The organism is Devosia sp. 1566 (assembly GCF_004005995.1).
Lineage (GTDB): Bacteria > Pseudomonadota > Alphaproteobacteria > Rhizobiales > Devosiaceae > Devosia.
Window position 1 is genome coordinate 844,992 of sequence record NZ_CP034767.1, and the last position, 24,554, is coordinate 869,545.

The 24,554-nt window shown below is 64.1% G+C and carries 25 protein-coding genes; 17 read left to right on the forward strand and 8 right to left on the reverse strand.

Translation table 11 applies throughout. The features are described from left to right. Window positions 1-169 precede the first annotated feature (169 nt). Window positions 170-313, forward strand: a complete 144-nt coding sequence (locus ELX51_RS04130; RefSeq protein ID WP_127752325.1) for a DUF1127 domain-containing protein — start codon at window positions 170-172, stop codon at window positions 311-313. A gap of 63 nt (window positions 314-376) precedes the next feature. Here ELX51_RS04130 and ybaK read toward each other — a convergent pair whose 3' ends face one another. Then, on the reverse strand, window positions 377-850 hold the full coding sequence (ybaK, locus tag ELX51_RS04135) for a Cys-tRNA(Pro) deacylase (RefSeq protein WP_127752326.1): 474 nt from the start codon (window positions 848-850) through the stop codon (window positions 377-379). Between the two features lie 41 nt (window positions 851-891). Then, the gene (locus ELX51_RS04140) at window positions 892-1,077 is read right to left on the reverse strand and encodes a hypothetical protein (RefSeq protein WP_127752327.1); all 186 of its coding nucleotides are present in this window, start codon (window positions 1,075-1,077) and stop codon (window positions 892-894) included. Window positions 1,078-1,194: 117 nt separating this feature from the next. On the opposite strand from ELX51_RS04140, the gene ELX51_RS04145 reads away from it, so the two are divergent. Continuing rightward, window positions 1,195-2,094 (forward strand): LysR substrate-binding domain-containing protein, encoded by a 900-nt coding sequence (locus ELX51_RS04145; protein ID WP_127752328.1) that lies wholly within the window; start codon window positions 1,195-1,197, stop codon window positions 2,092-2,094. Here ELX51_RS04145 and rhaI read toward each other — a convergent pair. Then, a complete protein-coding gene (rhaI, locus tag ELX51_RS04150) occupies window positions 2,091-3,380 on the reverse strand; it encodes an L-rhamnose catabolism isomerase (protein ID WP_127752329.1) in 1,290 nt (429 codons plus the stop codon). The genes ELX51_RS04145 and rhaI overlap by 4 nt on opposite strands. A 68-nt stretch (window positions 3,381-3,448) precedes the next feature. After that, window positions 3,449-5,548, reverse strand: a complete 2,100-nt coding sequence (locus ELX51_RS04155; RefSeq protein ID WP_127752330.1) for a bifunctional rhamnulose-1-phosphate aldolase/short-chain dehydrogenase — start codon at window positions 5,546-5,548, stop codon at window positions 3,449-3,451. 175 nt (window positions 5,549-5,723) lie between these two features. Between ELX51_RS04155 and ELX51_RS04160 the strand changes: the two genes are divergently transcribed. The 6 genes from ELX51_RS04160 to rhaM all read left to right on the forward strand — a co-directional run bounded on the left by ELX51_RS04160 (window position 5,724) and on the right by rhaM (window position 11,681). Further along, window positions 5,724-6,530 (forward strand): DeoR/GlpR family DNA-binding transcription regulator, encoded by an 807-nt coding sequence (locus ELX51_RS04160; protein WP_127752331.1) that lies wholly within the window; start codon window positions 5,724-5,726, stop codon window positions 6,528-6,530. Between the two features lie 46 nt (window positions 6,531-6,576). Beyond that, a complete protein-coding gene (rhaS, locus tag ELX51_RS04165; RefSeq protein WP_127752332.1) occupies window positions 6,577-7,563 on the forward strand; it encodes a rhamnose ABC transporter substrate-binding protein in 987 nt (328 codons plus the stop codon). 216 nt (window positions 7,564-7,779) lie between these two features. Beyond that, window positions 7,780-9,288, forward strand: coding sequence for a sugar ABC transporter ATP-binding protein (locus ELX51_RS04170; RefSeq protein ID WP_127752333.1), 1,509 nt, complete (start codon window positions 7,780-7,782; stop codon window positions 9,286-9,288). After that, complete coding sequence (locus ELX51_RS04175; RefSeq protein WP_127752334.1) at window positions 9,285-10,259, forward strand: ABC transporter permease; 975 nt, start codon at window positions 9,285-9,287, stop codon at window positions 10,257-10,259. The genes ELX51_RS04170 and ELX51_RS04175 overlap by 4 nt, the downstream gene beginning before the upstream one ends. Window positions 10,260-10,362: 103 nt before the next feature. Continuing rightward, window positions 10,363-11,361: an ABC transporter permease gene (locus ELX51_RS04180; RefSeq protein WP_127752335.1), complete on the forward strand. Its 999-nt coding sequence runs from the start codon at window positions 10,363-10,365 to the stop codon at window positions 11,359-11,361. Next, window positions 11,358-11,681: an L-rhamnose mutarotase gene (rhaM, locus tag ELX51_RS04185; RefSeq protein ID WP_127752336.1), complete on the forward strand. Its 324-nt coding sequence runs from the start codon at window positions 11,358-11,360 to the stop codon at window positions 11,679-11,681. The genes ELX51_RS04180 and rhaM overlap by 4 nt, the downstream gene beginning before the upstream one ends. Window positions 11,682-11,691: 10 nt before the next feature. Here rhaM and ELX51_RS04190 read toward each other — a convergent pair whose 3' ends face one another. After that, complete coding sequence (locus ELX51_RS04190; protein ID WP_127752337.1) at window positions 11,692-12,963, reverse strand: DUF3422 domain-containing protein; 1,272 nt, start codon at window positions 12,961-12,963, stop codon at window positions 11,692-11,694. 313 nt (window positions 12,964-13,276) lie between these two features. Here ELX51_RS04190 and ELX51_RS04195 point away from each other — a divergent pair, with 313 nt between their 5' ends. From ELX51_RS04195 to ELX51_RS04235, 9 genes are all read left to right on the forward strand, one after another. After that, complete coding sequence (locus tag ELX51_RS04195) at window positions 13,277-14,188, forward strand: ABC transporter substrate-binding protein (protein WP_127752338.1); 912 nt, start codon at window positions 13,277-13,279, stop codon at window positions 14,186-14,188. A gap of 67 nt (window positions 14,189-14,255) precedes the next feature. Further along, a complete protein-coding gene (locus ELX51_RS04200) occupies window positions 14,256-15,446 on the forward strand; it encodes an ABC transporter permease (RefSeq protein ID WP_127752339.1) in 1,191 nt (396 codons plus the stop codon). Then, window positions 15,443-16,378 (forward strand): ABC transporter ATP-binding protein, encoded by a 936-nt coding sequence (locus ELX51_RS04205; RefSeq protein WP_127752340.1) that lies wholly within the window; start codon window positions 15,443-15,445, stop codon window positions 16,376-16,378. The genes ELX51_RS04200 and ELX51_RS04205 overlap by 4 nt, the downstream gene beginning before the upstream one ends. Beyond that, on the forward strand, window positions 16,375-17,130 hold the full coding sequence (locus tag ELX51_RS04210; RefSeq protein WP_127752341.1) for an ABC transporter permease: 756 nt from the start codon (window positions 16,375-16,377) through the stop codon (window positions 17,128-17,130). Before ELX51_RS04205 ends, ELX51_RS04210 begins: the two co-directional genes overlap by 4 nt. A gap of 3 nt (window positions 17,131-17,133) precedes the next feature. Then, a complete protein-coding gene (locus ELX51_RS04215; protein ID WP_127752342.1) occupies window positions 17,134-17,466 on the forward strand; it encodes a TfoX/Sxy family protein in 333 nt (110 codons plus the stop codon). 116 nt (window positions 17,467-17,582) lie between these two features. Beyond that, window positions 17,583-17,789 carry a hypothetical protein gene (locus ELX51_RS04220; protein ID WP_127752343.1) on the forward strand — a complete coding sequence of 69 codons (207 nt, stop codon included), beginning with the start codon at window positions 17,583-17,585 and terminating at the stop codon, window positions 17,787-17,789. A gap of 52 nt (window positions 17,790-17,841) precedes the next feature. Next, the gene (locus ELX51_RS04225) at window positions 17,842-18,849 is read left to right on the forward strand and encodes an asparaginase (protein WP_127752344.1); all 1,008 of its coding nucleotides are present in this window, start codon (window positions 17,842-17,844) and stop codon (window positions 18,847-18,849) included. A gap of 69 nt (window positions 18,850-18,918) precedes the next feature. Continuing rightward, entirely contained in the window at window positions 18,919-20,379 is a 1,461-nt protein-coding gene (locus tag ELX51_RS04230; RefSeq protein WP_127752345.1) for a helicase HerA-like domain-containing protein, read from the forward strand. Beyond that, window positions 20,379-20,942, forward strand: a complete 564-nt coding sequence (locus ELX51_RS04235; protein WP_172122727.1) for a hypothetical protein — start codon at window positions 20,379-20,381, stop codon at window positions 20,940-20,942. Before ELX51_RS04230 ends, ELX51_RS04235 begins: the two co-directional genes overlap by 1 nt. Here ELX51_RS04235 and ELX51_RS04240 read toward each other — a convergent pair. The 3 genes from ELX51_RS04240 to ELX51_RS04250 form a co-directional block, all read right to left on the reverse strand. After that, on the reverse strand, window positions 20,939-21,493 hold the full coding sequence (locus ELX51_RS04240; protein ID WP_127752347.1) for a response regulator: 555 nt from the start codon (window positions 21,491-21,493) through the stop codon (window positions 20,939-20,941). The genes ELX51_RS04235 and ELX51_RS04240 overlap by 4 nt on opposite strands. Window positions 21,494-21,676: 183 nt before the next feature. Further along, entirely contained in the window at window positions 21,677-22,279 is a 603-nt protein-coding gene (locus ELX51_RS04245; RefSeq protein WP_127752348.1) for a superoxide dismutase, read from the reverse strand. 72 nt (window positions 22,280-22,351) lie between these two features. Next, window positions 22,352-24,454, reverse strand: a complete 2,103-nt coding sequence (locus ELX51_RS04250; protein ID WP_127752349.1) for a S9 family peptidase — start codon at window positions 24,452-24,454, stop codon at window positions 22,352-22,354. Window positions 24,455-24,554 lie beyond the last annotated feature (100 nt).

The window sequence follows — 24,554 nt, forward strand, 5'->3', positions numbered from 1 at the left end:
TGGGAAGGTCAAGGGCTTCTGCCGCTTTCGCGCCATCAGAATGAATGGATTGTGAAGCCCGTGCTCATTTTGTTTGCACCTAGTGCATAAGAGGTGTGCAGCAAGGCGCGGTTCTCATCAGCCGGGGGTGCCACTACATAAGGCTCAGCAAAAGAGAGGACCCCCGCAAATGAATATCCGTCAGTCGATCCGCAACTATGTCCAGTACCAGCGCACCCTGCGCGAGCTGAACTCGCTTGACGCCCGCCAGCTCAATGATTTGGGCATTACCAAGGGCGACATCAAGAACATTGCGCAGGGCAAGGGCTTCTAAGCTCTTTCCAGCAGCAGTCGAAGAAGAAGGCGTCCACTTGGGCGCCTTTTGTCTTTTCAGGAACTAGCGGATGAGGTCGGCGGTCTTGCCGCCCAGGGCGCGGATGAGATCGTCGGGCGCCAGATTGATCTGCAGCCCGCGCTGGCCGCCATTGAGATAAACCCGGTCCTGCAAGGCGACGAGTTCTTCCACGCAAGTGGGCACGGCCTTGCGCTGCCCGAAGGGGCTGATGCCCCCGACCTTGTAGCCGGTGAGGCGCTCAGCGACGGCGGGCTTCATCATCTGCGCGGTCTTGCCGCCAAAGGCGGCGGCAAGCTTTTTCATGTTCACTTCCTCGTCCGACGGGACGACGACACAGACTGGCTTGCCATCCACCTCGGCCATCAGCGTCTTGAACACGCAGCCGGGATCAACGCCCATCGCCTCGGCAGCCTGCAGCCCCACCCGCTCGGCATCGGGATCGTAAGCGTAGGTCGCGAGCTCGAAGGGGATGCCGGCTTTGAGGAGGGCTGCGGTGGCGGGCGTGGTCTTGGACATGGAGCGGAGTTTACCGCTCCCATATTGGCTGGCAAGCGGGCCTAGCGCGGACAATGATCGCCCAGAATGGTTTCGGCGCCGATATCGCGCAGCAGATGGGGCGAGGCATGCAGCAGATCGAGGGTGACGCGGCGCCGGTGGCGGCGGATCAACCAGTTGCGCAGCGGATTCCATGGGCGGCGCGGGGCCGGATCGCGCGCTTCTTCGCAGCTTGAAACAACACTCATGGCATAACCAGCCTTATGCGGCTGCCTCTGGGATTATCGGGATAGCCGCGATTATTGCTGGCGGGTCGGCGCGCTTCCAACTAAAGCTGCCAAGGCTTCCATAAGGAGGTTTGATGCATGAGCCCCTTGCCACCACTGCCGGCGATCCGCGCCTTCGAGGCCGTGGCGCGCCATTTGAGCTTTACCCGCGCGGCCGAGGAACTGGGCATGACCCAGGCCGCCGTAAGCTACCAGATCCGCATTCTCGAGGAGCGGGTGGGCACGCCCCTATTCCTGCGCAAGCCGCGCCGGATTGAGCTCAGCCAAACCGGGGCGCAGCTGGCGCCTGAAGTGGCCAAGGGCTTTGCGGTGCTGCGGGCGGCTTTTGCCGAACTGGGCGGACGGGTCGACGCCACGCTCGCGATCAGCGCCGTGCCCACTTTTGCCAGCCAGTGGCTGGCGGCCAATCTCGGGCTGTTCCAGGTCGGGCATCCCGATATCGCGGTGCGCATCGAAAGCGCGCCGGAGATCATCGATTTCGCCGGCACCGAGATCGATGTGGCGATCCGCGCCACCGGGCGGATGGCGCCGGGACTGGTGGCGCATGGGCTGACCAAGGTGGAATATGCCCCCATGCTGCATCCGCGGCTGGTGGAGGAATATGGGGTGCGCGAACCCGCCGATCTGTTGCGGGTGCCTCAGATCACGCCCGATGACCCATGGGTCGCGGCCTGGTTCAAGCGGGCAGGGGTGGCGGTGCCGCCAGCGCCCGAGCGGCCCTTTGCGCGGCTGGGATTTCAATCCATGGAAGCGGTAGCCGTGATGGCCGGGCGGGGCGTCGCCATGCTGACGCCCCAGTTCTACCCCGAGGAAATCCGGGCCGGCCGCATGGTGCAGCCCTTTTCGACCGTGGGCTGGGACGGGCACTACTACTATCTCGTCTACCCCGAAGCGCGGCGCAACAACCCCAAGATCCGCGCCTTTCGCGACTGGATCCTCGAGGCGACTGCGCCGCTGCGGGCGCTGGAGCAGAGCTAGACAATACCGCCCGAGCCGCCTTCCACCGCCGGGCGGATGGCCGCGACCTTGGCGCGATAGCCAGAGGCCCGGTAGGCGCCGAGCAGGTCGATGGCGCCGCCCGCTTCGAGGCGGGCCATGGCCAGGATCGGCTCCACATCGGTGCGATAGGCGAGGCGCAGGGCCTGGGTGGCGCCCAGCGCGTCATTGGCCTGCTGCGCTGCTGCGAGCGCGGCGCGATCCACAAGGAGTGCCTGGGCATAGGCGCGCTGCACATCGGCGGCCGACAGCATCAGCGATTCGATGGGGTCGGTGACGTTGTGCGACTGGTCGAGCATATGGGCGGGGTGGAAGTCGGAGTAGCGCGCTTCGGCATCCACCAGCTCGTTGAAGACGAGGAACAGGCGGAACGGGTCAATCGAGCCGGCATCGAGGTCGTCGTCGCCATATTTGCTGTCGTTGAAGTGAAAGCCGCCGAGCTTGCCGAACTGGGCGAGGCGCGAAACGATCATTTCGATATTGGTGTTGGGCGCGTGGTGGCCGAGATCGACGAGGCAGAAGGCCTTGTCGCCGAGCTCGGTGGCGATGAGGTAGTTGGTGCCCCAGTCCTGCACGACGGTGGAGTAGAAAGCCGGCTCGTACATCTTGTGCTCGGTGTAGACGCGCCAGTCAGCCGGGAGGGCGGCATAGATCGCCTTCATGGCGTCGAGATAATGCTCGAACTGGGTGGCGAAATTGACCTGGCCGGGGAAGTTGGAGCCGTCGCCGATCCAGACGGTGAGGGCCTTGGACCCAAGGGTCTGGCCGATCTCGATGCATTCAAGATTGTGCTCGATGGCTTGCTGCCGGGTGGCGGGATCGGCGGCGGAGAGCGAGCCGAACTTGTAGCTTTGCAGCTGGCCGCGGGCGTCCGAAAAGGTGTTGGAGTTCATCGCATCAAAGCCGAGGCCGAAGCGGCTGGCGGCTTGCTTAAGGCGGTTGGGATCGGCTTTATCCCAAGGGATATGGAGGGAAACGGTGCGGGTGGCCCGGGTCAGCTGGGCGATGACGGCGCAGTCTTCGAGCTTGTCGAAGATATCGCGCGGCTCGCCCTGGCCGGGGAAGCGGGCAAAGCGGGTGCCGCCGGTGCCGACGCCCCAGGAGGGCACGGCAATGTTGAAACCGGCGACCTTTTGTTTGATCGCTTCGATCGCTATGCCCCGCCGGTCGAGCCGCTCGCCGAGGGAGTCGTAGTCCGCGCGCAGATCGGCTTGGCAGCGGGCATTGTCGGCTTCGATTGCGGTGGGGTCGATGATGTGATCGGTCATTTGTTGTGCCTCCCCTGCGACCCCCTCCCTCAGGAGCCGCGTGTTTTGTTGTTTTTGTTCTGCGTGAATCAGCGCGTAAAGGACTGGGCGTTGCCGGCGTCGACATTGAGGATGTTGCCGGTGGATTTAGCCGAGGCTTCGCTGGCAAAGAAATAGATGGCTTCGGCGATGTCTTCGGGGAAGACGGAGCGTTTGAGCAGCGAGCGCTGGCGGTACATGTCCTCGAGGCCCTCCTTGTCGGTCTTGTAGGTTGAGGCGCGCTGTTCGAGCCATTCGCCGGCCCAGATTTTCGAGCCGCGCAACACGGCGTCGGGATTGACGACATTGACGCGGATCTGCGCTTCGGCGCCCTCGAGGGCAAGGCAGCGGGCGAGGTGGATTTCGGCGGCTTTCGCGGTGCAATAGGCCGCTGCATTGGGGGAAGCGGCTAGGCCGTTCTTGGAGGCGACAAAGACCACATTGCCCCCGATCTTTTGGGCGCGGAACAGGCGGAAGGCCTCGCGCGAGACGAGGAAATAGCCGGTGGACAGGATGTCCATGTTGCGGTTCCAGAGCTCGAGCGTCGTGTCCTCGATGGGCGCGGAGGAGGCGAGGCCGGCATTGGAGACGAGGATGTCGAGGCCGCCGAATTCCACCACGGCATGGGCAAATCCTGCGATCACCTGGTCTTCGCGGGTGACGTTGATATTGACGGGGCGAACGACATCGGCGCTGAAGGCGGCAGCAAGTTCGGCAGTTGCGGTGTCGAGCGCGGCCTGATCGATATCGGCGAGCACGACGCAGGCGCCTTCGCGCAGCAGCCGGGCCGCCGTGGCCTTGCCGATGCCGCCGGCGCCGCCGGTGACGAGCGCGATCTTGCCAGCTAGGGACTTGGGCTTGGGCAGGCGCGCAAGCTTGGCTTCTTCGAGGAGCCAATATTCGATGTCGAAGGCCTCCTGCTCGGGCAGGCCTTGGTATTCAGAGACGGTCGAGGCGCCGCGCATGACGTTGATCGCGTTGACATAGAACTCGCCCGAAATGCGGGCGGTGGCCTTGTCCTTGGCGAAGGTGAACATGCCGATGCCGGGCATCAGATAGACCACGGCATTGGGGTCGCGCATCGCCGGGGAATTGTCGTGCTTCGAGCGCTCGTAATAAGCGGCGTAGTCGGCGCGATAGGCGGCGATCTGGTCGGCGAGGCCGGCAACCACGGCATCCACATCGGGATTGGCGGGATCGAAATCGATCACGAGCGGACGGATCTTGGTGCGCAGGAAGTGGTCGGGGCAGGAGGTGCCCAGCGCCGCGAGCGGGCGCAGATTGTTTGAGTTGACGAATTCCAGCACGGCCGGGGAATCGTCGAAATGGCCCAGCTTATGGCTGTCTTCGGAAATGAAGCCGCGGATTTTCGGCATCAGGCGGGCGGCGATGGCGCGGCGCTGTTCGGGCGGCAGCACCTGGACGGCCGCGCCACCAAAGATGGTCTTGCCCGCGGTTTGCGCTTCGAACCACTCGATGGCCTGGTTGATGATGGCGATGGTGGTTTCGTAGCACTCCCGAGGGGTGTCGTCCCAGGTGAAGAGGCCGTGGGATTCGAGGATCACTCCCTTGGCATTGGGGTTTTCTTTGCAGAACTTGCCCAGCCAGAGGCCAAGCTCGAAGCCCGGCTTTTTCCAAGGCAACCAGCCGATCGTGTCGCTGAAAATCTGCTGCGTCAGTTCGCGCGAGTTTTTCGAAGCCGCGATCGCGATGATGGCGTCGGGGTGCATGTGATCCACAAAGGGATGGTTCACATAGGCGTGGAGCGGGGTGTCGATCGAGGCGGCGCGCGGGTTGAGGTTGAAGGTGGCATGGGGGAGATAGCCCACCATTTCGTCCTCGAACTCGACCCCGCGGTAGAGGTTCTTGAGAGCGCGCAGCTTGTCCATATACAAGGTGGCAAAGCCATCGAGCTTGATCGAGGCGCTGTCCCCGCCCGAGCCCTTGACCCAAAGCACCTCGACCATCTCGCCAGTGAGGGGATCCTTTTGCATGATCTTGGAGGAGGTATTGCCGCCGCCATAATTGGTGACCCGCTTGTCACTGCCCAAAATGTTGGAGCGGTAAACCAGCCGCTCGGGCTCGCTCATGGCGGCGGCCTTAGCATCATCCCATAAATTCTGGAGGCGCTTGGGGGCGGGGGCGGACATGGGGTTCCTCTCAGATCGGGCAAAACTCCTGCCGAACTGGACATGATTGAAATGCGCTGTCAATCACAAACGATCAGCAGCAAGCAGAGCTGCGCAATGCTGAGTAATTCAGGTGGGTCCATGATTGACACTGATTGAAAAGCGCGCAAGGAATGCTGAAGGGAGGAGTGCTGCCGTGCATGAAACTGAGCGCCATAGAGTGATCGGGGCTGCGCTGCGGACGCGTTCCTTCGTGAGCGTGGCTGAACTCTGCGACGTCACCGGCGCTTCGGAAGCCACGATCCGCCGGGACATTGCGGCGCTGCATCTGAGCGGGCAGTTGCGGCGGGTGCGGGGTGGCGCGGAAGCGGTGAACCCGCCCGAAGAAGGCGCGCTGATGGGGCGGCCCTTCTCTGTCAATGAAACGCTCAATATCGCGCAAAAGCAGGCAATCGCCCGCGCTGCGGCGCAGCTTTGCCGTGATGGCGAGCCGATCATCATCAATGGCGGCACCACGACCTATCAGATGGTGCATCATCTGACGGGCAAGCGGCTGACCGTGTTCACCAACAGCTTCGCCATTGCCGAACACCTGATCCACAATTCGCGCAACAGCGTGGTTATTCCGGGCGGCACCATCTATCGCGACCAGAATGTGATCCTGTCGCCCTTTGGCGGGGTGGTGGCCTCGCATTTCTACGCCAAGCGCATGTTTATCGGCTGCCAGGGAATTGGCGAGCACGGGCTGATGGAAGCCGACCCGATGGTGGTGCAATCCGAACTGGCGCTGATCGGGCAGGCCGAGGAGCTGGTCGTGCTCGCCGATTCATCGAAGTTTTCGGGCCGCTCGAGCCTGATCCTGTGTGAACTCAACAAGATCGCCGCGGTGATCACCGACAGCGGCATCCGTGACGAAGACCGCCAGATGCTCGAAACAGCCGGCGTGCGGTTGATCGTGGCCGAAACAACTACTCAGGTCCAAGCGCAATCAAGCAGGGCCTGAGCCAACAACTAGCTGATATCAAAGCATTCCAGGGAGGGAATACCGCATGAAACTGATCAAGATCCTGGCCGCATCCACGGCTGTCGCCGTGCTGCTCGCCGCACCAGCCTATGCCCAGACGCGCATTGCGCTGGTGGTCAAATCGCTGGGCAACGGCTTTTTCGATGCCGCCAACAAAGGCGCGCAGGAAGCGGCCGCCGAATTGGGCGATGTCGAGGTGATCTATACCGGCCCAACCGCCGCCACGGCCGAAGCGCAGATCGAAGTGGTCAATTCGCTGATTGCCCAGCAGGTCGACGCCATCGCCATCTCGGCCAATGACCCCGACGCGTTGGTGCCGGCACTGCAGCGCGCCATGCAGCGCGGCATCAAGGTGGTGAGCTTTGACTCAGGCGTTGCCGAGGAAGGCCGCCAGATCCACCTCAACCCATCCGACACCGCGCTGATCGGGGAAACCATCATCAAGCTGGCCGCTGATCACCTGCCCGAGGGCGGCGATGTAGCGATCCTGTCGGCCGCATCCACCGCGACCAACCAGAATGCCTGGATCGAGGCGGCCAAGGCGGCACTGCCCGAGAAATTCCCCAACATCAATCTCGTCGCGACGGTTTATGGCGATGATGACTCGGTCAAATCCACCGAGGAAGCCAAGGGCCTGATCGCCGCCCATCCCGACCTCAAGGCCATCATTGCCCCCACTACGGTGGGTGTCGTAGCCGCTGCCCAGGTGGTGACCGACCAGAACCTGATCGGCAAGATCAATGTGACGGGCCTCGCGCTCCCCTCCGAATTCAAGCAGTTCATTGACAATGGCGCTTCGCAGGCCGTGGCGCTGTGGAACCCCATCGATCTGGGCTATTCGGCGGTGATGCTGGCCGACCAGCTGATCGATGGCAAGGAAGCGGCGCCCGGTGAAACATTCTCCATCGGCCGGGTCGGCGAAGTGACGCTCGACGACACCAACGCGGCGGCGATGGCCGTGCCGTTCCAATTCGACAAGACCAATATCGAAGAGTTCTCCAAGATCTATTGAGCTCCGTGCGCGCAGGGCGATAGCACCCCGTCAAGGCAGGGTAGCTGCAGTCTGCCCTCCCTACCCCTTGAGGGGAGAGGAGGGCCGGGGTGGGGGTCCTTCAGTGATCACCAGCCGACCCCCTCCCTCGATCCCTACCCTCAAGGGGGAGGGAAGCACAAAAGCCGGTGGTTCCGCGCATGGCGGGTACCCCCGGCGCCACCATCGGGAACGTAGATGACGCAGCCCATCCTGACCCTTTCTGGCATCGGCAAGAGCTTTCCCGGCGTGCGGGCGCTCAATGGCGTGGCGCTGGAGCTTTATCCGGGCGAGGTGACGGCGCTGATCGGCGAGAACGGGGCCGGCAAATCTACCCTGGTCAAGATCCTGACCGGGATCTACCAGCCCGATGCGGGGGAGATTGCCATTGCGGGCAAGCCCGTGGTGCTACCGACGGCCCATGCCGCCTTTGCGGCGGGGGTGACGGCGATCCACCAGGAAACGGTGTTGTTCGACGAGCTGACCGTGGCCGAAAATATTTATCTGGGCCATGCGCCGCGCACGCGGCTGGGGCTGATCGACTGGCGCACCATGCGCAGGGAGGCCAAGGCAACGCTCGATGCCATGGCGGCCGGGATCGAACCCGATCTCAAGCTCAAGGAACTGGGGATCGCTAAAAAGCACCTGGTGGCAGTGGCACGCGCGCTGTCGATCGACGCGCAGGTGGTGATCATGGATGAACCCACCGCCGCGCTCAGCCAAAAGGAGATCGAGGAGCTTTATGTGCTCATCGAGCTGCTCAAGGAGGACGGCAAGGCGATCCTCTTCATCTCCCACAAATTCGACGAGATCTATCGCATTGCCGACCGCTTCACCGTGTTCCGCGATGGCGAAATGGTGGGCAAGGGGCTGATCCGCGACACCAGCCAGAATCAGATCGTGCAGATGATGGTAGGGCGCGCGGTGGACCAGATCTTTCCCGCCCGCACGCCCGAGATCGGCGAGGTGGTGCTCGAGGCGAGGGGGCTGTCGCACCCCACCGAGTTCGAGGATGTGTCGTTCAGCCTGCGCCGCGGCGAAATCCTCGGGTTTTATGGCCTCGTGGGCGCGGGGCGCAGCGAGGTGATGCAGGCGGTGTTCGGCATGACGGCGCTGTCGGGCGGTACGCTGAGCCTCGACGGCAAGCCGATCAACCCGCGCTCGGCCGCCGATGCGGTGGAAGCGGGTATTGTTTATGTGCCCGAGGAACGCGGGCGGCAGGGGGTGATCACCAACCTGCCCATTTTCCAGAATGTGTCACTGCCCTCGCTGCGCCGCACGAGCAAGAGCCATGTGCTGCAGCTGGCACAAGAATTTGCGCTGGCGCGCTCGTTCACCGGGCGGCTCGATCTGCGCGCCTCCTCGCTAAGCCAGGATGTGTCGACCCTTTCGGGCGGCAACCAGCAAAAGGTGGTGATCGCCAAATGGCTGGCGACGGGGCCGCGGGTGATCATTCTCGACGAGCCCACCAAGGGCATCGATATCGGCTCCAAGGCCGCGGTGCATGGCTTCATGGGCGAGCTGGTGAGCGGCGGGCTGAGCGTGATCATGGTGTCGTCCGAGCTGCCTGAGGTGCTGGGGATGAGCGACCGCATTGTGGTGATGCGCGAAGGGCGGGTGGTGGCCGTGCTCGACAACAAGGGGCTGCAGCCCGAAACCCTGGTGCGCCTCGCGGCGGGGATCGCGCCAGAGGAAGCGGCGGCATGAGGAGCATCGCCAAGCAGCGCGAGATTTGGCTGGCCGGAGCGATTGTGCTGGTGATCGTGCTGGTCACCCTGCGCTTTCCCCGCTTTGCCCAGCCGGGCAATCTGCTGACCATTTTCAACGACACCTCCATCCTGATCATGCTGGCGCTCGGGCAGATGGCGGTGATCCTCACGCGCTCCATCGACCTGTCGCAGGCCGCCAATTTGGCGCTGACCGGGATGATCGCGGCCATGTTCAATGCCGCGTTTCCGGGGGTGCCGATCCCCGCGGTGATGGCGATGTGCCTCCTTGTGGGTGCAGTTCTGGGCGGGGTGAACGGGCTTTTGGTGTGGAAGCTCAACATCCCCTCCATCGTCGTGACCCTGGGGACGTTGACGATCTTTCGCGGGCTGGTGTTCGTGCTTTCGGGCGGGGCCTGGGTCAATGCCGCCCAGATGAGCCCCGATTTCATCAATCTGCAGCGCGCCGTGGTGCTGGGGCTGCCGGTGCTGAGCTGGATCGCCATTGCGGTGGCGGCGCTGTTTTACGTGCTGATGACGCGCACGCCGCTGGGGCGCGCGATCTATGCCATCGGGGTCAATCCGACCGCGGCGGTTTATACCGGCATCGATGTGGGGCGCACCAAGTTCCTCGCCTTCACCATTGCCGGCGCGGTTGCCGGGCTGTGCGGGTATCTCTGGGTGTCGCGCTATGTGATCGCCTCGACGGAGGTCGCGAGCGGCTATGAGCTGACTATCATCGCCGCTTGCGTGATCGGCGGCGTGTCGATTGCCGGTGGCATCGGCACCGTCGGCGGCACGCTCTTGGGGGCGTTGTTCTTGGGCGTGATCAACAATGCGCTGCCGGTGATCAATATTTCCCCGTTCTGGCAGATGGCGATCTCCGGTGGCGCGATCCTGTTGGCGGTGGTGCTCAATGCCCGGGGAGAGCGCTCGGCAGGGCGGGTGATCTTGCGAAAGGCGGAGGCGTGATGGCTTCCATGCCGGGTTCTGGCGCTCCCTCCCCCCTGGGGGAGGGACAGGGCGGGGGGTGGTGCAGTGGGTCGCCGGATCTGCAACTATCGGAAGCTATGAGATGACCGACACCGTAACAACCCGCCAATTGCCGGACCGGCTTGATCATCCCCTGCGCTCGGCGCTGCTGAGCTGGGAGTCGCTGCTGGTGCTGGTAGCGGTGGGTATTTTCATCGCCAATTCATTGGCTTCGCCCTACTTCCTCAATGAATGGTCGCTGTCGGACCTGACCTTCAACTTCACCGAAAAGGCGCTGATTGCGCTGGCCATGGCGCTGCTGATCATTTCGGGCGAGATCGATCTGTCCGTAGCGGCGATCATTGCCCTGGCCTCGACATTGATGGGTTTGGCGCTGCAATGGGGCGTGGATACGCCCGGGCTGGTCGCGATTGGGGTTGGAGTGGGGCTTTTGTGCGGCGCCTTCAATGGGGCGCTGGTGACCGGGCTCAAACTGCCCTCGATCGTCGTCACCATCGGCACGATGAGCCTGTTCCGGGGCATCGCCTTCATCATCCTGGGCGATGGCAGCTTCAAGGGTTACCCGGCCAGCTTCAGCTTTTTCGGGCAGGGCTATGTGTGGTGGGTGATTTCGTTCGAGCTGGTGCTGTTTGCGCTGGCGGCGGTGATCTTCTGGTTCACGCTGCATCGCACCGTGTTCGGGCGCCAGATCTATGCCATCGGCAACAATGCCGTGGCGGCCCGCTTTACCGGCGTGCGGGTGGATCGCATCAAGTTCGTGCTGTTTTGCCTGACCGGGCTGATGAGCGGCATTGCCGCCGTGCTGCTGACGGCGCGGCTGGGCTCCACCCGGCCGTCCATTGCCGAAGGCTTCGAGCTCGAGGCCATCACCATGGTGGTGCTGGGCGGGGTCAATATCCTGGGCGGCGGCGGCTCGATTATTGGCGTCGTACTGGCCGCCGTGATCATGGGGCTGGTGACCTTCGGGCTTGGGCTGCTCAATGTTCCGGGCATCGTCATGTCGATCTTTATCGGCACGCTGCTGATCGTGGTGATCGCGCTGCCCATCCTGTTCCGCCTGTGGAGAACGCGCAGCCAATGAGCGACTGGGAAAAACACGCCTTCAAGATGCAGCTCAATCCCGGCATGGCGGCCGAATACAAAAAGCGGCATGACGAGATTTTTCCCGAACTGGTTGACCTGCTCAAGCAGGCCGGCGTGCGCGATTATTCCATCCATCTCGATGAGGAAACCAATATCCTCTTTGGCGTGCTGTGGCGGCGCAAGGATCACACCATGGACGCGCTGCCCAACCATCCGGTGATGCAGCGCTGGTGGGCCCACATGGCCGATGTGATGGCCACCAATGAACGCAACGAGCCGGTTTCGGTCGACCTCAAGCCCATGTTCTGGATGGAGTAGCCGCGCGCCCCTAGTGGAGAGACGCGGGCGCGTGGGCTTTGCGGACGGCCCGCGCCATCAGCCACACCGCGAGCACGACGAAGGGCGCTGCGATCGAGAGCGCCATGGTCTTGTGCAGGTGCAATTCCTCGAGCGGCCCGGCGAGGAGATAGCTCAGGATGCCCAAAAGGTAGTAGCTGATGGCGATGGTCGAGAGCCCTTCCACGGTGCGCTGCAGCAGGAACTGGCTGCGCGAGGTCTGGGCGATGTTGTCGAGCACGGCGGCGTTTTGCACCTGCATATCAACGCCGATGCGCACATTGAGCAGGCCGATGGCGCGTTCGAGCTTGGCCGACAGTACGGCGAGGCGCTTTTCCATCGCCGCGCAAGTGGCAAGGCCCGGATCGACGCGGTTGCCGATATAGCTGCCCAGGGTCGAGCCGCGATCGGTGCCCGATTCCCGGATGCCCTGCACCCGCACGCGCAAAATGTCGCCATAGGCGTGTCCGGCGGCAAAGCGATAGCCGAGGCGTTCCGACATCTGGCTGGAGCGCACTGAAAGCGCATGGAGGGCATCAAGGGCCGCCTGGACCGCAGCGGGCGTAGTCGCCTCGGAAAGCTCTTCCATCAGCGCGGTGAGTTCGGTTTCGATACGCCGCAATTCCGGGGCGGTGCTGCGCGCCAGCGGCAGGCCGAGCAGGGCCATGGTGCGATAGGTTTCGATCTCGAGAATGCGGCGCACGATGATGGAGCGGCGCAGCGGCGTCAGCCCGCCGGCCGCCAGCTCGAACCGGGTGAAGCGGTCCGCATCGGGCACAAAATCGGTGGCGATCTGGGCTTTGCCCGCTTCCACATTGGCGAGGCACAGGCTGGGCAGACTGAACCCGGGCACCAGGCGGTCGGGTATGGTGGTTTCGGCAATGACATCGAGCCGCATCGCCCCGATCAGGAGCCCATCGGCCAGAACCTCAAGGCCAAGCCCATCGGGACGATTGTCGTTGTCGTCCAGCTCGCTGCGCCACGTGACGGTGACGAACTCGGTGTGAAACTCCCAGGTGACCTGCCGTCCGGCGCCGCCAAAGCTGTGCTGGCGCGTATCGGGCTGGGGCAGCGGGAGGTCTTGTTCGGCGCAAAACGCAGCGAAGCGCTCGAACACGGCCAGCATGGCGCCGGCCACGGGCGGCATCACCACGACGAGGCGGCGCAATCGGCAGGTCTCGGGCACGATCTCCACGGGACGGGCATGGACCTCCGCCATAATGGCGTCGCGGTAGGGGTGATCAGCAATGGTGGTTTGAACCATAAAAGGGCTCCGGCCCGGCCCGAATGCCGGTCGGCCATGTGGCGCTACCCGGCCGCGCTTGGCAATGAGGCGTTCGGGCGCGCTACTTTGGTCGAAGAGGCGGGAACGCTAGGGTGGGGATAGCGCTTATCATGGGTTAGAAGCCCGGCGCAGAGCCGTGATTTCGCTCGCGCTCGGTTTGCCTGGATACGAGGAATATTGGGCGAGTTTTTCCGAGCTGTTTCCTTTGCCGCCAATTTCGCCCTAGCTCATTTTCGCAGGCGCGCTAGGTTAACCCGAATGGGTCGAGCGCCCGCACACACGGAGAATCGCCATGCGTCTTGCCGTCAAACTCCTGAGCGCCGCCGCCGCGCTTGCCGTTTCCATCACCGCCGCCCAGGCGCAGGTGGTGGTGTCCTCCAAGATCGACACCGAAGGGGGCGTGCTGGGGAACATCATTCTCCAGGTGCTGCAGAATAACGACATTGCCGTGGAAGATCGCACGCAGCTGGGCGGCACGCCGATCGTGCGCGAAGCCATCATTGCCGGCGAAATCGACATCTATCCCGAATATACCGGTAATGGCGCCTATTTCTTCGAGGGGACCGATCCCGCGCTCTGGAACGACGCGGCCAAGGCCTATGCCGAGGTCAAAAAGCTCGACTATGACGCCAACAAGATCGTCTGGCTGAGCCCGTCGCCGGCCAACAATACCTGGGCGGTGGCACTGCGGGGCGATCTGGCGGAAGCCAATAACCTCAAGACCTTCTCCGAGTTCGGGGAATGGGTGGCTGGTGGTGGCGAGGTCAAGCTCGCCGCCTCGGCCGAATTCGTCAACTCGCCCGCAGCGCTGCCCAAGTTCCAGGAAGTCTATGGCTTTACCCTGTCGCCTGACCAGCTGATTACCCTTTCGGGCGGTGACACGGCGGCGACCATCGCGGCGGCGGCCCAGCAGACCAATGGCGTCAACGCTGCCATGGTTTATGGCACCGATGGGGGCATCGCGCCTTCGGGCCTGGTGGTGCTGGAAGACGATAAGGGCGTGCAGCCCGTTTATCAGCCCGCCCCGATCATCCGCGAGGAAGTTCTGACCGAGTATCCGCAGATCGAGGAACTGCTGACGCCGGTGTTTGAGGCGCTGACGCTCGAAACGCTACAGGAGCTCAATGGCCGCGTGCAGGTGGGCGGTGAAGCCGCGTCGGCGGTGGCCACCGACTTCCTGACCCAGGGCGGGTTCCTGAACTAGGCCCCGTGCGCGAAGTGGGGATGCGCATGCACCCCACTTCTGGCCTGCCATGGCGCAAGGGAGCCGCATGAGCACTGCCACTGCCGCTCCAGCGCGCCGGCCCATTTGGCTCGGCCTCGACAAGCTTGGCGTTCTCATCGCGGCCATCGCTGCGGCGGGGACGGTTTTGCCGTTCGCGCTGTTTCGCGCCAATCGCATCGTGCCGGGCGAGGCGCGCGGGATTCTCGAGGCCCTGCCGCCCGCCGAGGGCGCGGTGCTGCTCGGCGTGCTGGTGGGTGGGATCGTCGCGGCATTGCTGCGCCTGCCGCGCCGGATCAAGCTGGGAGCGGCGACACTGGCGCTGGCGTCCCTGGCGGTGATGATCGGGCGCTCGGCGGAGTTTCTGACGCCGCCGGAGAACACTTTTGCCCGGGTGTCCCCGGGCGCCGGGTTCTGGCTGCTGGTGTTTGCTTTTGCCCTGCTGCTGGCCGATTGCCTGACGCGATTGCGGCTCCAGCCCTGGCTGCGCATCGCCGTGCTCGCTGGCGTGGCCTTAGCGATGGCGGCGTGGCTGTGGTCGGGCGCGTGGAACGACCTCGCCCTGCTCAAGGAATACAGCACCCGCGCCGCCGCGTTCTGGAACGAGGGGCGCACGCATCTGGCGCTGGCCTTCGGCTCGGTGGCGGCAGCGATTGCCGTGGGCGTGCCGCTGGGCGTCCTGTGCTTCAAGGTCAAGCCGCTGCGCGCGGGCGTGCTGGGCGTGCTCAACATCATCCAGACCGTCCCCTCTATTGCCCTTTTTGGCCTCCTGATTGCGCCGCTGGCCTGGGTGGCCGCAACGGTGCCGGGGGCGGCGCGGCTGGGCATTTCCGGCATTGGTGCGGCGCCGGCGCTGGTGGCGCTGTTTGCCTATGCGCTGCTGCCCATTGTTTCCAATACTGTGGTGGGGCTGGTGGGCGTGCCGCCGGCGGCCGTGGATGCAGCGCGCGGCATGGGCATGACGGCAAGGCAGCGCCTGCTCGGTATTCAGTTTCCGCTGGCTTTCCCGGTTATTCTGACCGGGATCCGCATTGTGCTGGTGCAAAATATCGGCCTTGCGACCATTGCGGCGCTGATCGGGGGCGGGGGCTTTGGCGTCTTTGTGTTCCAGGGCATCGGGCAAACCGCGATGGACCTGGTGCTGCTGGGCGCCATTCCCACGGTGGCGCTGGCCTTTGCCGCGGCAGTGGTGCTCGACGCGCTAATCGAGATGAGCGGAGGGCGAGGGCGGCCGGCATGATCGAGATCGACAATGTTTCCAAGATCTATGACGGCACCGCGGTGGTCGATGCGGTGACGCTGACCGTGGCGCCGCGCACGATCTGCGTGATCGTGGGCACGTCGGGCTCGGGCAAGACGACGCTGCTGCGCATGATCAACCGGCTGGTGGAGCCCAGCGCCGGCACGATCCGCATCGATGGCGAGGATACGCGCAGCATCGAGGCCTATCAGCTGCGCCGGCGCATGGGCTACGCCATCCAGGGGCATGGGCTGTTTCCCCACCGCACGGTGGCGCAGAACATCGCCACCGTGCCCAAGCTCCTTGGCTGGGACAAGGCGCGCCGCAATGCGCGGGTCGATGAACTGCTCGAGCTGTTCCAGCTCGATCCCGGCCAATATCGCGACCGGCTGCCCCATGAACTGTCGGGTGGCCAGCAACAGCGCATCGGGGTGGCGCGGGCGCTGGCGGCCGAGCCCAATATCTTGCTGATGGACGAGCCCTATGGCGCGCTTGATCCCTTGATCCGGGCCAAGGCGCAGGAGGATCTGCTGGCGATCCAGCGGCGGTTCAAGACCACGATCGTGCTCGTGACCCATGACATGGAAGAAGCCATTCACCTGGGCGACACGATCGCGGTGATGGACAAGGGCCAGCTGTTGCAATGCGCCGCGCCCGCCGAGATCATCGCCCGTCCCGCGAGCCCCTTTGTGGCCGAGCTGATCGGCACCAGCGAGCGCCCGTTCCGCCTGCTGTCGCTCGAGCGGGTGGGCGATCATCTCGAGCCCGGCACCGGAACGGGCGAGCCGATCGAGGCCGGCGCTTCGCTGCGCGATGCTTTGGCCGAATTGCTGTGGTCGGGGCGGGCGGCGCTGCCGGTGCGCCGGGACGGGCAGATCGTGGGGCAGGTGACGCGCGAGGCGCTGTCGCGGCTGGCGGCGCGACCGCAATGACAGCGGGCAATGGGGTGCGGCTGCTGGCACTGGCGGTGCTGGTGCTGTTTTTGATGCAGCCTGAGCTGTTCAGCCCGTTTTTTGCGCTGTTCACCAAGCCGGGGCAGCCGGCGATCTATAACCAGGGCGGTCTGCTCGACATCACGTTCAACCATCTGGGAATCGTGCTGGCGGCTACCATCGCCGCCACCATTGCGGCGGCCGGGCTGGCGATCGTCGTCACGCGCCCGTTCGGGGCCGAGTTCCTGCCGCTTTGCCGTTCGCTGGCCAATATCGGCCAGACCTTTCCGCCGGTGGCGGTGCTGGCGCTGGCGGTGCCGGCGCTTAACAGTTTCGGCACGGCGCCGACGCTGCTGGCGCTGTTTTTGTATGGGCTGCTGCCCATCTTCGAAAATACCCTCACGGGTCTCACCAATCTGCCCGCCGCGGTGACAGATGCGGCCAAGGGCATGGGGATGACGGGCTGGCAGCGGCTCATGAAGGTCGAGCTGCCGCTGGCGCTGCCGGTGATCCTCGCGGGCATTCGGCTCTCGACAGTGATTTCGCTCTCGACAGCGACCATCGGCTCGACCGTGGCGGCGCGCACGTTGGGCGAAGTTATCATCGCCGGCCTATTAACGGGTAATACTGCCTTCGTGCTGCAGGGCGGGCTGATCGTCGCTGTTCTTGCGGTGCTGATTTATGATGGGCTTTCGGCGCTCGAGCGGATGCTGATGGTGCGGACGGGGCAGGCGGGCCGGGCGGAGGGGTGAAGGATGGCGCGCGATCACGAATTGGAGCAGCGGGTGCTCGACGATTTCGGACCGCTGCCGGGGTTGAGCGAGAAAGCCATGTTTGGCGGGCTGGTCTGGCTGCTCGATGGGCACATGTTGTGTGCGGCCACCGGCGAAGGTCTGATGGTGCGGCTGGGCAGGGGCAATGACGCCTGGGCGCTGCAAGAGCCTGATATTGCTGTGGTCGTGATGTCTGGCAAGCCGATGCCGGGCTGGGTGCGGGCGGGCATCGGGGCCTGTGCCGACGAGCAATTGCGGCGGCGCCTGCTCGATGCGGCGGTCACTTTCGTGGGCGCGCTACCGCCCAAAAACTGAGGGTTTTTGCCTTCGAGCGGACACAAAGATGAACCCCAGCTGAACGGGGTTTTAATCATGAGTTCAATGGTCTGCGCTAAAGTGCTCATGTCCAGCCAGTTGAAAGCCGAACCACCATGAACAAGCGACAGGAAAAGGTGTTGATCGCGACGCTGTGCGGCTTGGTCGTGACCGCAGCGGCAGGCTTTGTAATTCAGCCGGCCAATGCGGCCAGCACGCCGGTGCAGGCGAGCTCTTTTGCCGGCGAACCGGTGGCGCTGCCGAGAGCGCCAACGCTGCAGGTCCTGACGCAGCCGCTGGCGCCTCCCGGCCTCTGGCATTGACTTTTCCGGCTGGCTGCTAGTCGCAAGAAGTGGTTAGTTGGAGTGCTTTGCGATGGATGCCAATCCCGTTCTTGCCGAGACCACCCGCGGCAACTGGATCGAGAACCGCCATCGTGGCGCCTTTGCCGTGGTGGATGCCAATGGCACGGTGATCGCCTCGGCCGGCGATATCGACTTTCCCATCTTTCCCCGCTCCGCCATCAAATCCATGCAGGCGCTGGCCATCTTTGGCAGCGACGCCATTGGCGAGTTCCATCACAGCCCCCAGGAGCTGGCGCTGGCTTGCGCTTCCCACCATGGCGAGGAGCCGCATGTGGAAGGCGTCGCCCATCTGCTGGAGCGATTGGGGCTGTCGGTGGATGACCTGGAATGCGGCGCCCATCCGCCCACCAATCCCGCGGCGCGCGACGCGCTGCGCCAGGCGGGGCTCAAGCCCACGGCACTGCACAATAATTGCTCGGGCAAGCATGGCGGCATGCTGAGCGTGGGGCTGGCCATGGGCGTGGCAACCAAGGGCTATGTGGAGCGTGAGCACGCGGTGCAGCGCGCGGTGCGCGAAGCCATTGAAATGGTGATCGGCGAACCGCTGAGCGAGGAGCGCTGCGGCACCGACGGCTGTTCCATCCCCACTTTTGCGGCGCCCTTGCGCGCCTTTGCCCGCGGCTTTGCCGTCATGGCGACGGGGCGGGGCCTGCCGCCCGACATGGCGGCGGGCGCGCGGCAGCTGTTTGATGCGGCCACGCAATATCCGCTGCTGGTGGCGGGAACGGGCCACGCCGATACCCGCATCATGTCCGCTTTTGGCGGGCGGGTGATGCAAAAGATCGGCGCCGAAGGGGTGCAGTGCGGCGCCATCCGCGACAAGGGCTGGGGCTATGCCCTCAAATGCGATGACGGCAACATGGCTGCTTCCCAGTCCATGCTGGCAGGCCTGCTGCTGAACTATTCCGATCCCGAGGCCGACGAGCTGGCGGTGCTGCAATCCATCGCCAACCGGCCGATCAACAGCGTCCGGGGTGCCCAGGTGGGCTGGCTCCGCCCGGCCGGTCCCCTGGCTTAAACCATGGCGCGGCTTGTCCCTGCCGCCGGCGCACCGCTATAAGGACCCTCCTTAGTCAAGGCGAGGCCGATGCGCGACAGTGATCAAATCTTTCTCGGGGCCAGCACGCAGCCCGAAACCCTGGCGCTGCGCTATGCCAATCGGCATGGGCTGATCACCGGGGCGACGGGCACCGGCAAGACGGTGACCCTCCAGGTGCTGGCGGAAGGATTTTCGCGCGCCGGGGTGCCGGTGTTCTGCGCCGATATCAAGGGCGACCTGTCGGGGCTGGCCGTTGCGGGCGAGGCCAAGCCGGCGCTGATGGAGCGGGCCGACAAGATCGGGCTGCCCGGCGGGCTGGTGTTCGAGGGCTCGCCCACCATTTTCTGGGATATCTTCGGCAAGCAGGGTCATCCCGTCCGCACCACGATTTCCGAGATCGGGCCGCTGCTGCTGAGCCGCCTGCTCGATCTCAACGACACCCAGGAAGGCGTCCTCAACATCGCCTTCAAGGTGGCCGATGACGAAGGCCTGCTGCTGCTCGACCTCAAGGATCTGCGCGCGCTGCTGACCGATCTGGGCCAGCGCAACAAGGAAATCTCGCTGCGTTATGGCAATGTCAGCTCGGCAAGCATTGGCGCGATCCAGCGCGACCTGCTGGTGCTCGAGCAGCAAGGGGCGGAAAGCTTTTTCGGCGAACGGGCACTCGAGATTGCCGATCTCATGCGCACCGATCGCGACGGGCGCGGCTTTGTGTCGGTGCTGGCAGCCGACGAGCTGATGCGCTCGCCCCGGCTGTATTCGACTTTCCTGCTTTGGCTGCTATCGGAATTGTTCGAGGAACTGCCCGAAGTGGGGGACCCGGAAAAACCGCGGCTGGTGTTCTTTTTCGATGAAGCCCACTTGCTGTTCGACGATGCGCCCAAGGCGCTGATCGACAAGGTCGAGCAGGTGGTCAAGCTCATCCGATCCAAGGGCGTGGGCGTGTATTTCGTGACGCAAAACCCTGCCGATATTCCTGAAGCGGTGCTGGCGCAGCTGGGCAACCGGGTGCAGCACGCGCTGCGCGCCTATACGCCGCGCGAGCAAAAGGCGGTGCGCGTGGCGGCCGAGACCTTCCGGGCCAACCCCGCTTTTTCGACTGAAGACGCCATCACCCAGCTGGGGACCGGCGAAGCGCTGGTCTCGACGCTAGGCGAAAAGGGCGTTCCTTCGATGGTTGGGCGCACCATGATCCGCCCGCCGAGCGGCCGCATCGGTCCGCTGACCCCGGCCGAGCGGCAGGCCGTGATTGCCGATTCGCCGGTCGGGGGGCTCTATGATGCGGTGATCGACCGGGATTCAGCGTTTGAAGTTTTGGCGCGCAAGGCCGAGCGCCGCCAGGATGAGGCGGGCGCCGAGCGAGAGCGCAAGGAGACGCAGGCCCCCCGGCGTTCCTCACGCCAGACTCCGGCGGAAGCGGCGATGAATTCACTGGCCCGCACCGTGGCCAACCGGCTGGGCAGTGCGCTGGTGCGCGGCGTGCTTGGCAGCCTGAAGCGGGGATGGTGATGATGGCGGATTCGGTTTCCCCCACAGTGACATTGGCGGTTTTCGCGTCTGACCGGGGGCCGGGCGATCCCGAGCGCTCGAGCATCATGAGCCAGGCGGGAAGCCTGTTTGCCCGCAGGGGCGCCGCGATCGTGTGCCTGGCCGAGCAAGGCGTGTTGCCGGTGCCGCTGATCACCGCGGCGCGCGCTGCTGGCGGGCGGGTGCAGATCATTGGGGACGACACCATTGTGCTGCCGCCAGCGCTTGACGGCGTGCCGCTTGAGATCATTGCCGATCGCAGCGAACGGGCGGCCCGGGTCGGGGCGCTTGCCGATGCCTTCGTGGCGCTGCCGGGGTCGCTGGCTTCGATTTCGGCCCTTTTCACCACCTGGTCCGCCGCCAAGGAAAAGGGACTGGTGCGGCCCGTGGTCATGCTCAACCGGCACAAGGCCTTTGACGTGGTGCGCGGTTATGCGGCCGATGTGCTGTCGCACAGCCTGCAGGGCCACGATCGCCTGCTGCAGTTTTCCGACTCGGTCGAGGATGTCTGGACGCGGGCGAGCCGGCTGGTGGGCGAGCGCTAGTTCGGCGAGAGCTGGGGCGCGCTGGGCTGCGCTCGCTTGGGAAACAGCTGCACCACATTGTCCGAAGCGCGCCGGTTATGAAGCGGCTGGGGCGAGATGCCGGGCAGGTTTTTACGGCGCTCCGGGCCGCGGTAAACAGGCACGGGGCTATAACCGGTGCCGGCGGCGGCCCGCAGGCGGGCCTGCACCCGCTGCAGCAGATGGCGGGGCGACATTGGCTTGATCACCACTTCATCAATGCCCGCGCTGATGGCCTGATGGCGCATGGGGGGGGTGATGGCACGGGTCAGCGCGATCACCGGCACCTCGCGGCAGAGAATGGTGAGGTCGAGCCGGATCGCTTCCACCATTTCATAGGCGGGGCGGCCTTCCCGATCGAAATCGACGATCAAGACATCAATGGGGGCAAGGCGCATATAAGCAAAGAGCGCGGCTTCGCAATCGAACTGGCGCACGCGCAGCCGCAGGTCACCAGCCAGAACCATCGCCAGCAGGGATGACAGCGCGTCATTGGCTGCAAAAACAGCGACAAGTTTGCCTGATGAAGACACGCACACAACCCCTAATGGTAAACAAAGGGTTAGCAGGTGACATTGAGTCGGGCGAAGCAAAGCCGCAGCGCCCACAGCATTTCTTGTGGAAAGCACAGATGAAGGCTTGGGGGCGGGGCGCGGCCCAAAGCAAAAGGCCCGCCGCAATCAAGCGACGGGCCCATTGGCTGGAAGCGGAAGCGATCAGCCGCGCGCTTCGGTGAACATCTGCTCGACATGTTCCCAGTTCACGAGATTGTCGAACCAGGCTTCGAGATATTTCGGGCGGGCATTGCGGTAGTCGATGTAATAGGAGTGTTCCCACACATCGACGCCCAGGATCGGCTTGCCGCCATGCACGAGCGGGGACTCGCCATTGGCGGTCTTGGTGACTTCGAGCTTGCCGTTCTTGACCGACAGCCACGCCCAGCCCGAACCGAACTGGGTGGTGCCGGCATTGATGAAATCGGCACGGAACTTGTCAAAACCGCCCAGATCGGAGTCGATGGCTGCCTGCAGCGTGCCGGGCAGCTTGTTGCCGCCGCCATTGGGCTTCATCCACTGCCAGAAATGCACGTGGTTGTAGTGCTGGCCGGCATTGTTGAAGAGGCCCTGATTGGTGCCAAAGCTCGCCTGCACGATTTCTTCGAGACTCTTGCCTTCCAGCCCCGAGCCTTCCAGCAGCTTGTTGCCGTTGGTCACGTAAGCCTGGTGGTGCTTGTCGTGGTGAAACTCCAGCGTTTCGGCCGACATATAGGGGCCAAGCGCGTCCTTGGAATAGGGCAGTTCGGGCAGTTCAAAAGCCATGAGTAGCCTCCTGTTGAATCGATAAATCCGGGCCGGGTCCAAGCCTATAAGAGCTTGCCGGCATTGCTGCAATCAGCCCTGCGCTGATTGAGTTGATTGCGCCAGCCCGACGCAATCGAGCGCAAAGGCATAGCACATGGCGGTCTCCTTGATACGGTCGAACCGTCCCGAAGCGCCGCCATGCCCTGCGCCCATATTGGTCTTGAGGTAAAGCGGCGCCGCGCCGGTTTTGGTTGCACGCAATTTGGCGACCCATTTGGCGGGCTCCCAATAGGTGACGCGCGGATCGGTGAGGCCCGCAAGCGCAAAGATGGGCGGATAATCCTGGGCCGCGACCTGCTCATAGGGCGCGTAGCTGGCGATGCGCCGATAATCCTCGGCCGACAGCAGCGGATTGCCCCATTCGGGCCATTCTGGCGGGGTGAGGGGGAGGGTGTCGTCGAGCATGGTGTTGAGGACATCCACGAACGGCACCTGCGCGAGGATCCCGCCCCACAGATCGGGCCGCATATTGGCGACGGCACCCATCAGCATGCCGCCGGCCGAGCCGCCTTGCGCGACGATCCGGCCCTTGGCGGTATAGCCTTGCGCGATCAGCATTTCGGCGGCGGCGATGAAATCGGTGAAGGTATTGGTCTTGTGCTCGCGCCGGCCCTGGGCATACCAGCGATAGCCCTTTTCCATGCCGCCCCGGATATGGGCAGTGGCATGGATGAAGCCGCGATCAACGAGCGAGAGGGCGGATACGGAGAAGGCCGCGGGCATCGACATGCCATAGGCGCCATAGCCGTAGAGCAGGGCAGGGGCTGTGCCATCGAGTGGGGTGCCCTGGCGATAAAGCACGGTGACCGGGACCTGCTCGCCATCGGGGGCGGTGGCAAACAGGCGCCGCGTCACGTAATCGGCGGGGTTGTGGCCCGAGGGCACCTCCTGCTCCTTGAGCAGCGTGCGCTCGCCGGTCTCGAGATCGAGGTCATAGGTGCGCGAGGGGGTCGTGGGCGAGGAATAGGTGAGGCGGAAGGTCGAGGTATCGAACTCGTAGCCCACTGACATGCCCAGCGAATAGGCTTCCTCGTCGAACCCGACGCTGTCCTCGGCGGAGGTGCGCAGGTCGCGCACGATGATGCGGGGCAGGCCTTCGAAACGCTCGAGCCGCAGCAGGTGGTTCTTGATCACCGTGGTGTCGAGGATCAGCACGCCCTGCTGGTGGGGCACGAGATCGGTCCAGTTCTCCGGCCCCGGATTGTCGGCGGGGGCGGTGACGATCTTGAAGTCTTCCGCGCCATCAGCATTGGTGCGGATGTAAAGCACGCCCTCGCGCTCATCGACGTCATATTCGCGCTCGGTCACGCGTGGGGCAACGCAGCGGAGTTCGCCCGTGCCGTTCGCGTCGAGCAGCCAGACTTCAGAGGTCTGGTGGTCATGGGCATCAACGACGATGAACTTGCCGGACAAGGTGCGCCCGACCCCGACGAAAAAGCCGGGATCGCTTTCCTCGAAAACAATGCGATCGCTCTCCTGGGGCGTGCCGATGCGATGTTCGCGCACGCGGAAGGGGCGGTGATTGTCGTCGTATTCGGTATAAAAGATGGCCGTGCTGTCGTTGTTCCAGACATAGGAACCCGCGGTTTCGGCAATCACTTCCGGGCTGTCCGTGCCCGTATCGAGATCGCGCACCACGATGTCGTAATATTCCGAGCCGGCGCGGTCGGCGGCCCAGGCGAGATAGCGGTGGGAGGGGTCGTGCTCGGCCCCGGCAAAGCCAAAATAGCCGTCGCCTGCCTCGATATTGCAGTCGAGGAGCACGGTTTCGGGCCCGCCATCGCGCGGGGTGCGCACGACCTGCGGATATTGCTTGCCCTCGAGCATGCGCGAATTATAGGCGAAGGGGCCATCGGGGGAGGGGATGCCGCTGTCGTCTTCCTTGATGCGGCCGCGGATCTCGCGATAGATCGTTTCCTGCAGATCAGCGGTCGGGGCGCCGAACTCGGCCTCGAAAAAGCTGTTTTCGGCTTCGAGATAATCGCGGATTTCCCCATCCAGCGTTTCGGGCTGCTGCATCACTTCCTGCCAGTTGGGTGCGCGCAGCCAGTGATAGGGGTCCTCGCGCCGGTCATTGTGGTGCGTGGCGAAGTAGGGCTTGCGGGCGGCGACAGGTGAGGAAAGCTTGGGCATGAAAATTCCAGATGGGGCGAAAGCATCGGCCAAGGTGCCGGCTGCCCTCGCAGGGAGATGAAGGCAAGGTAGGGCTCCCGCCCGGTGATTTCCAGAGCGG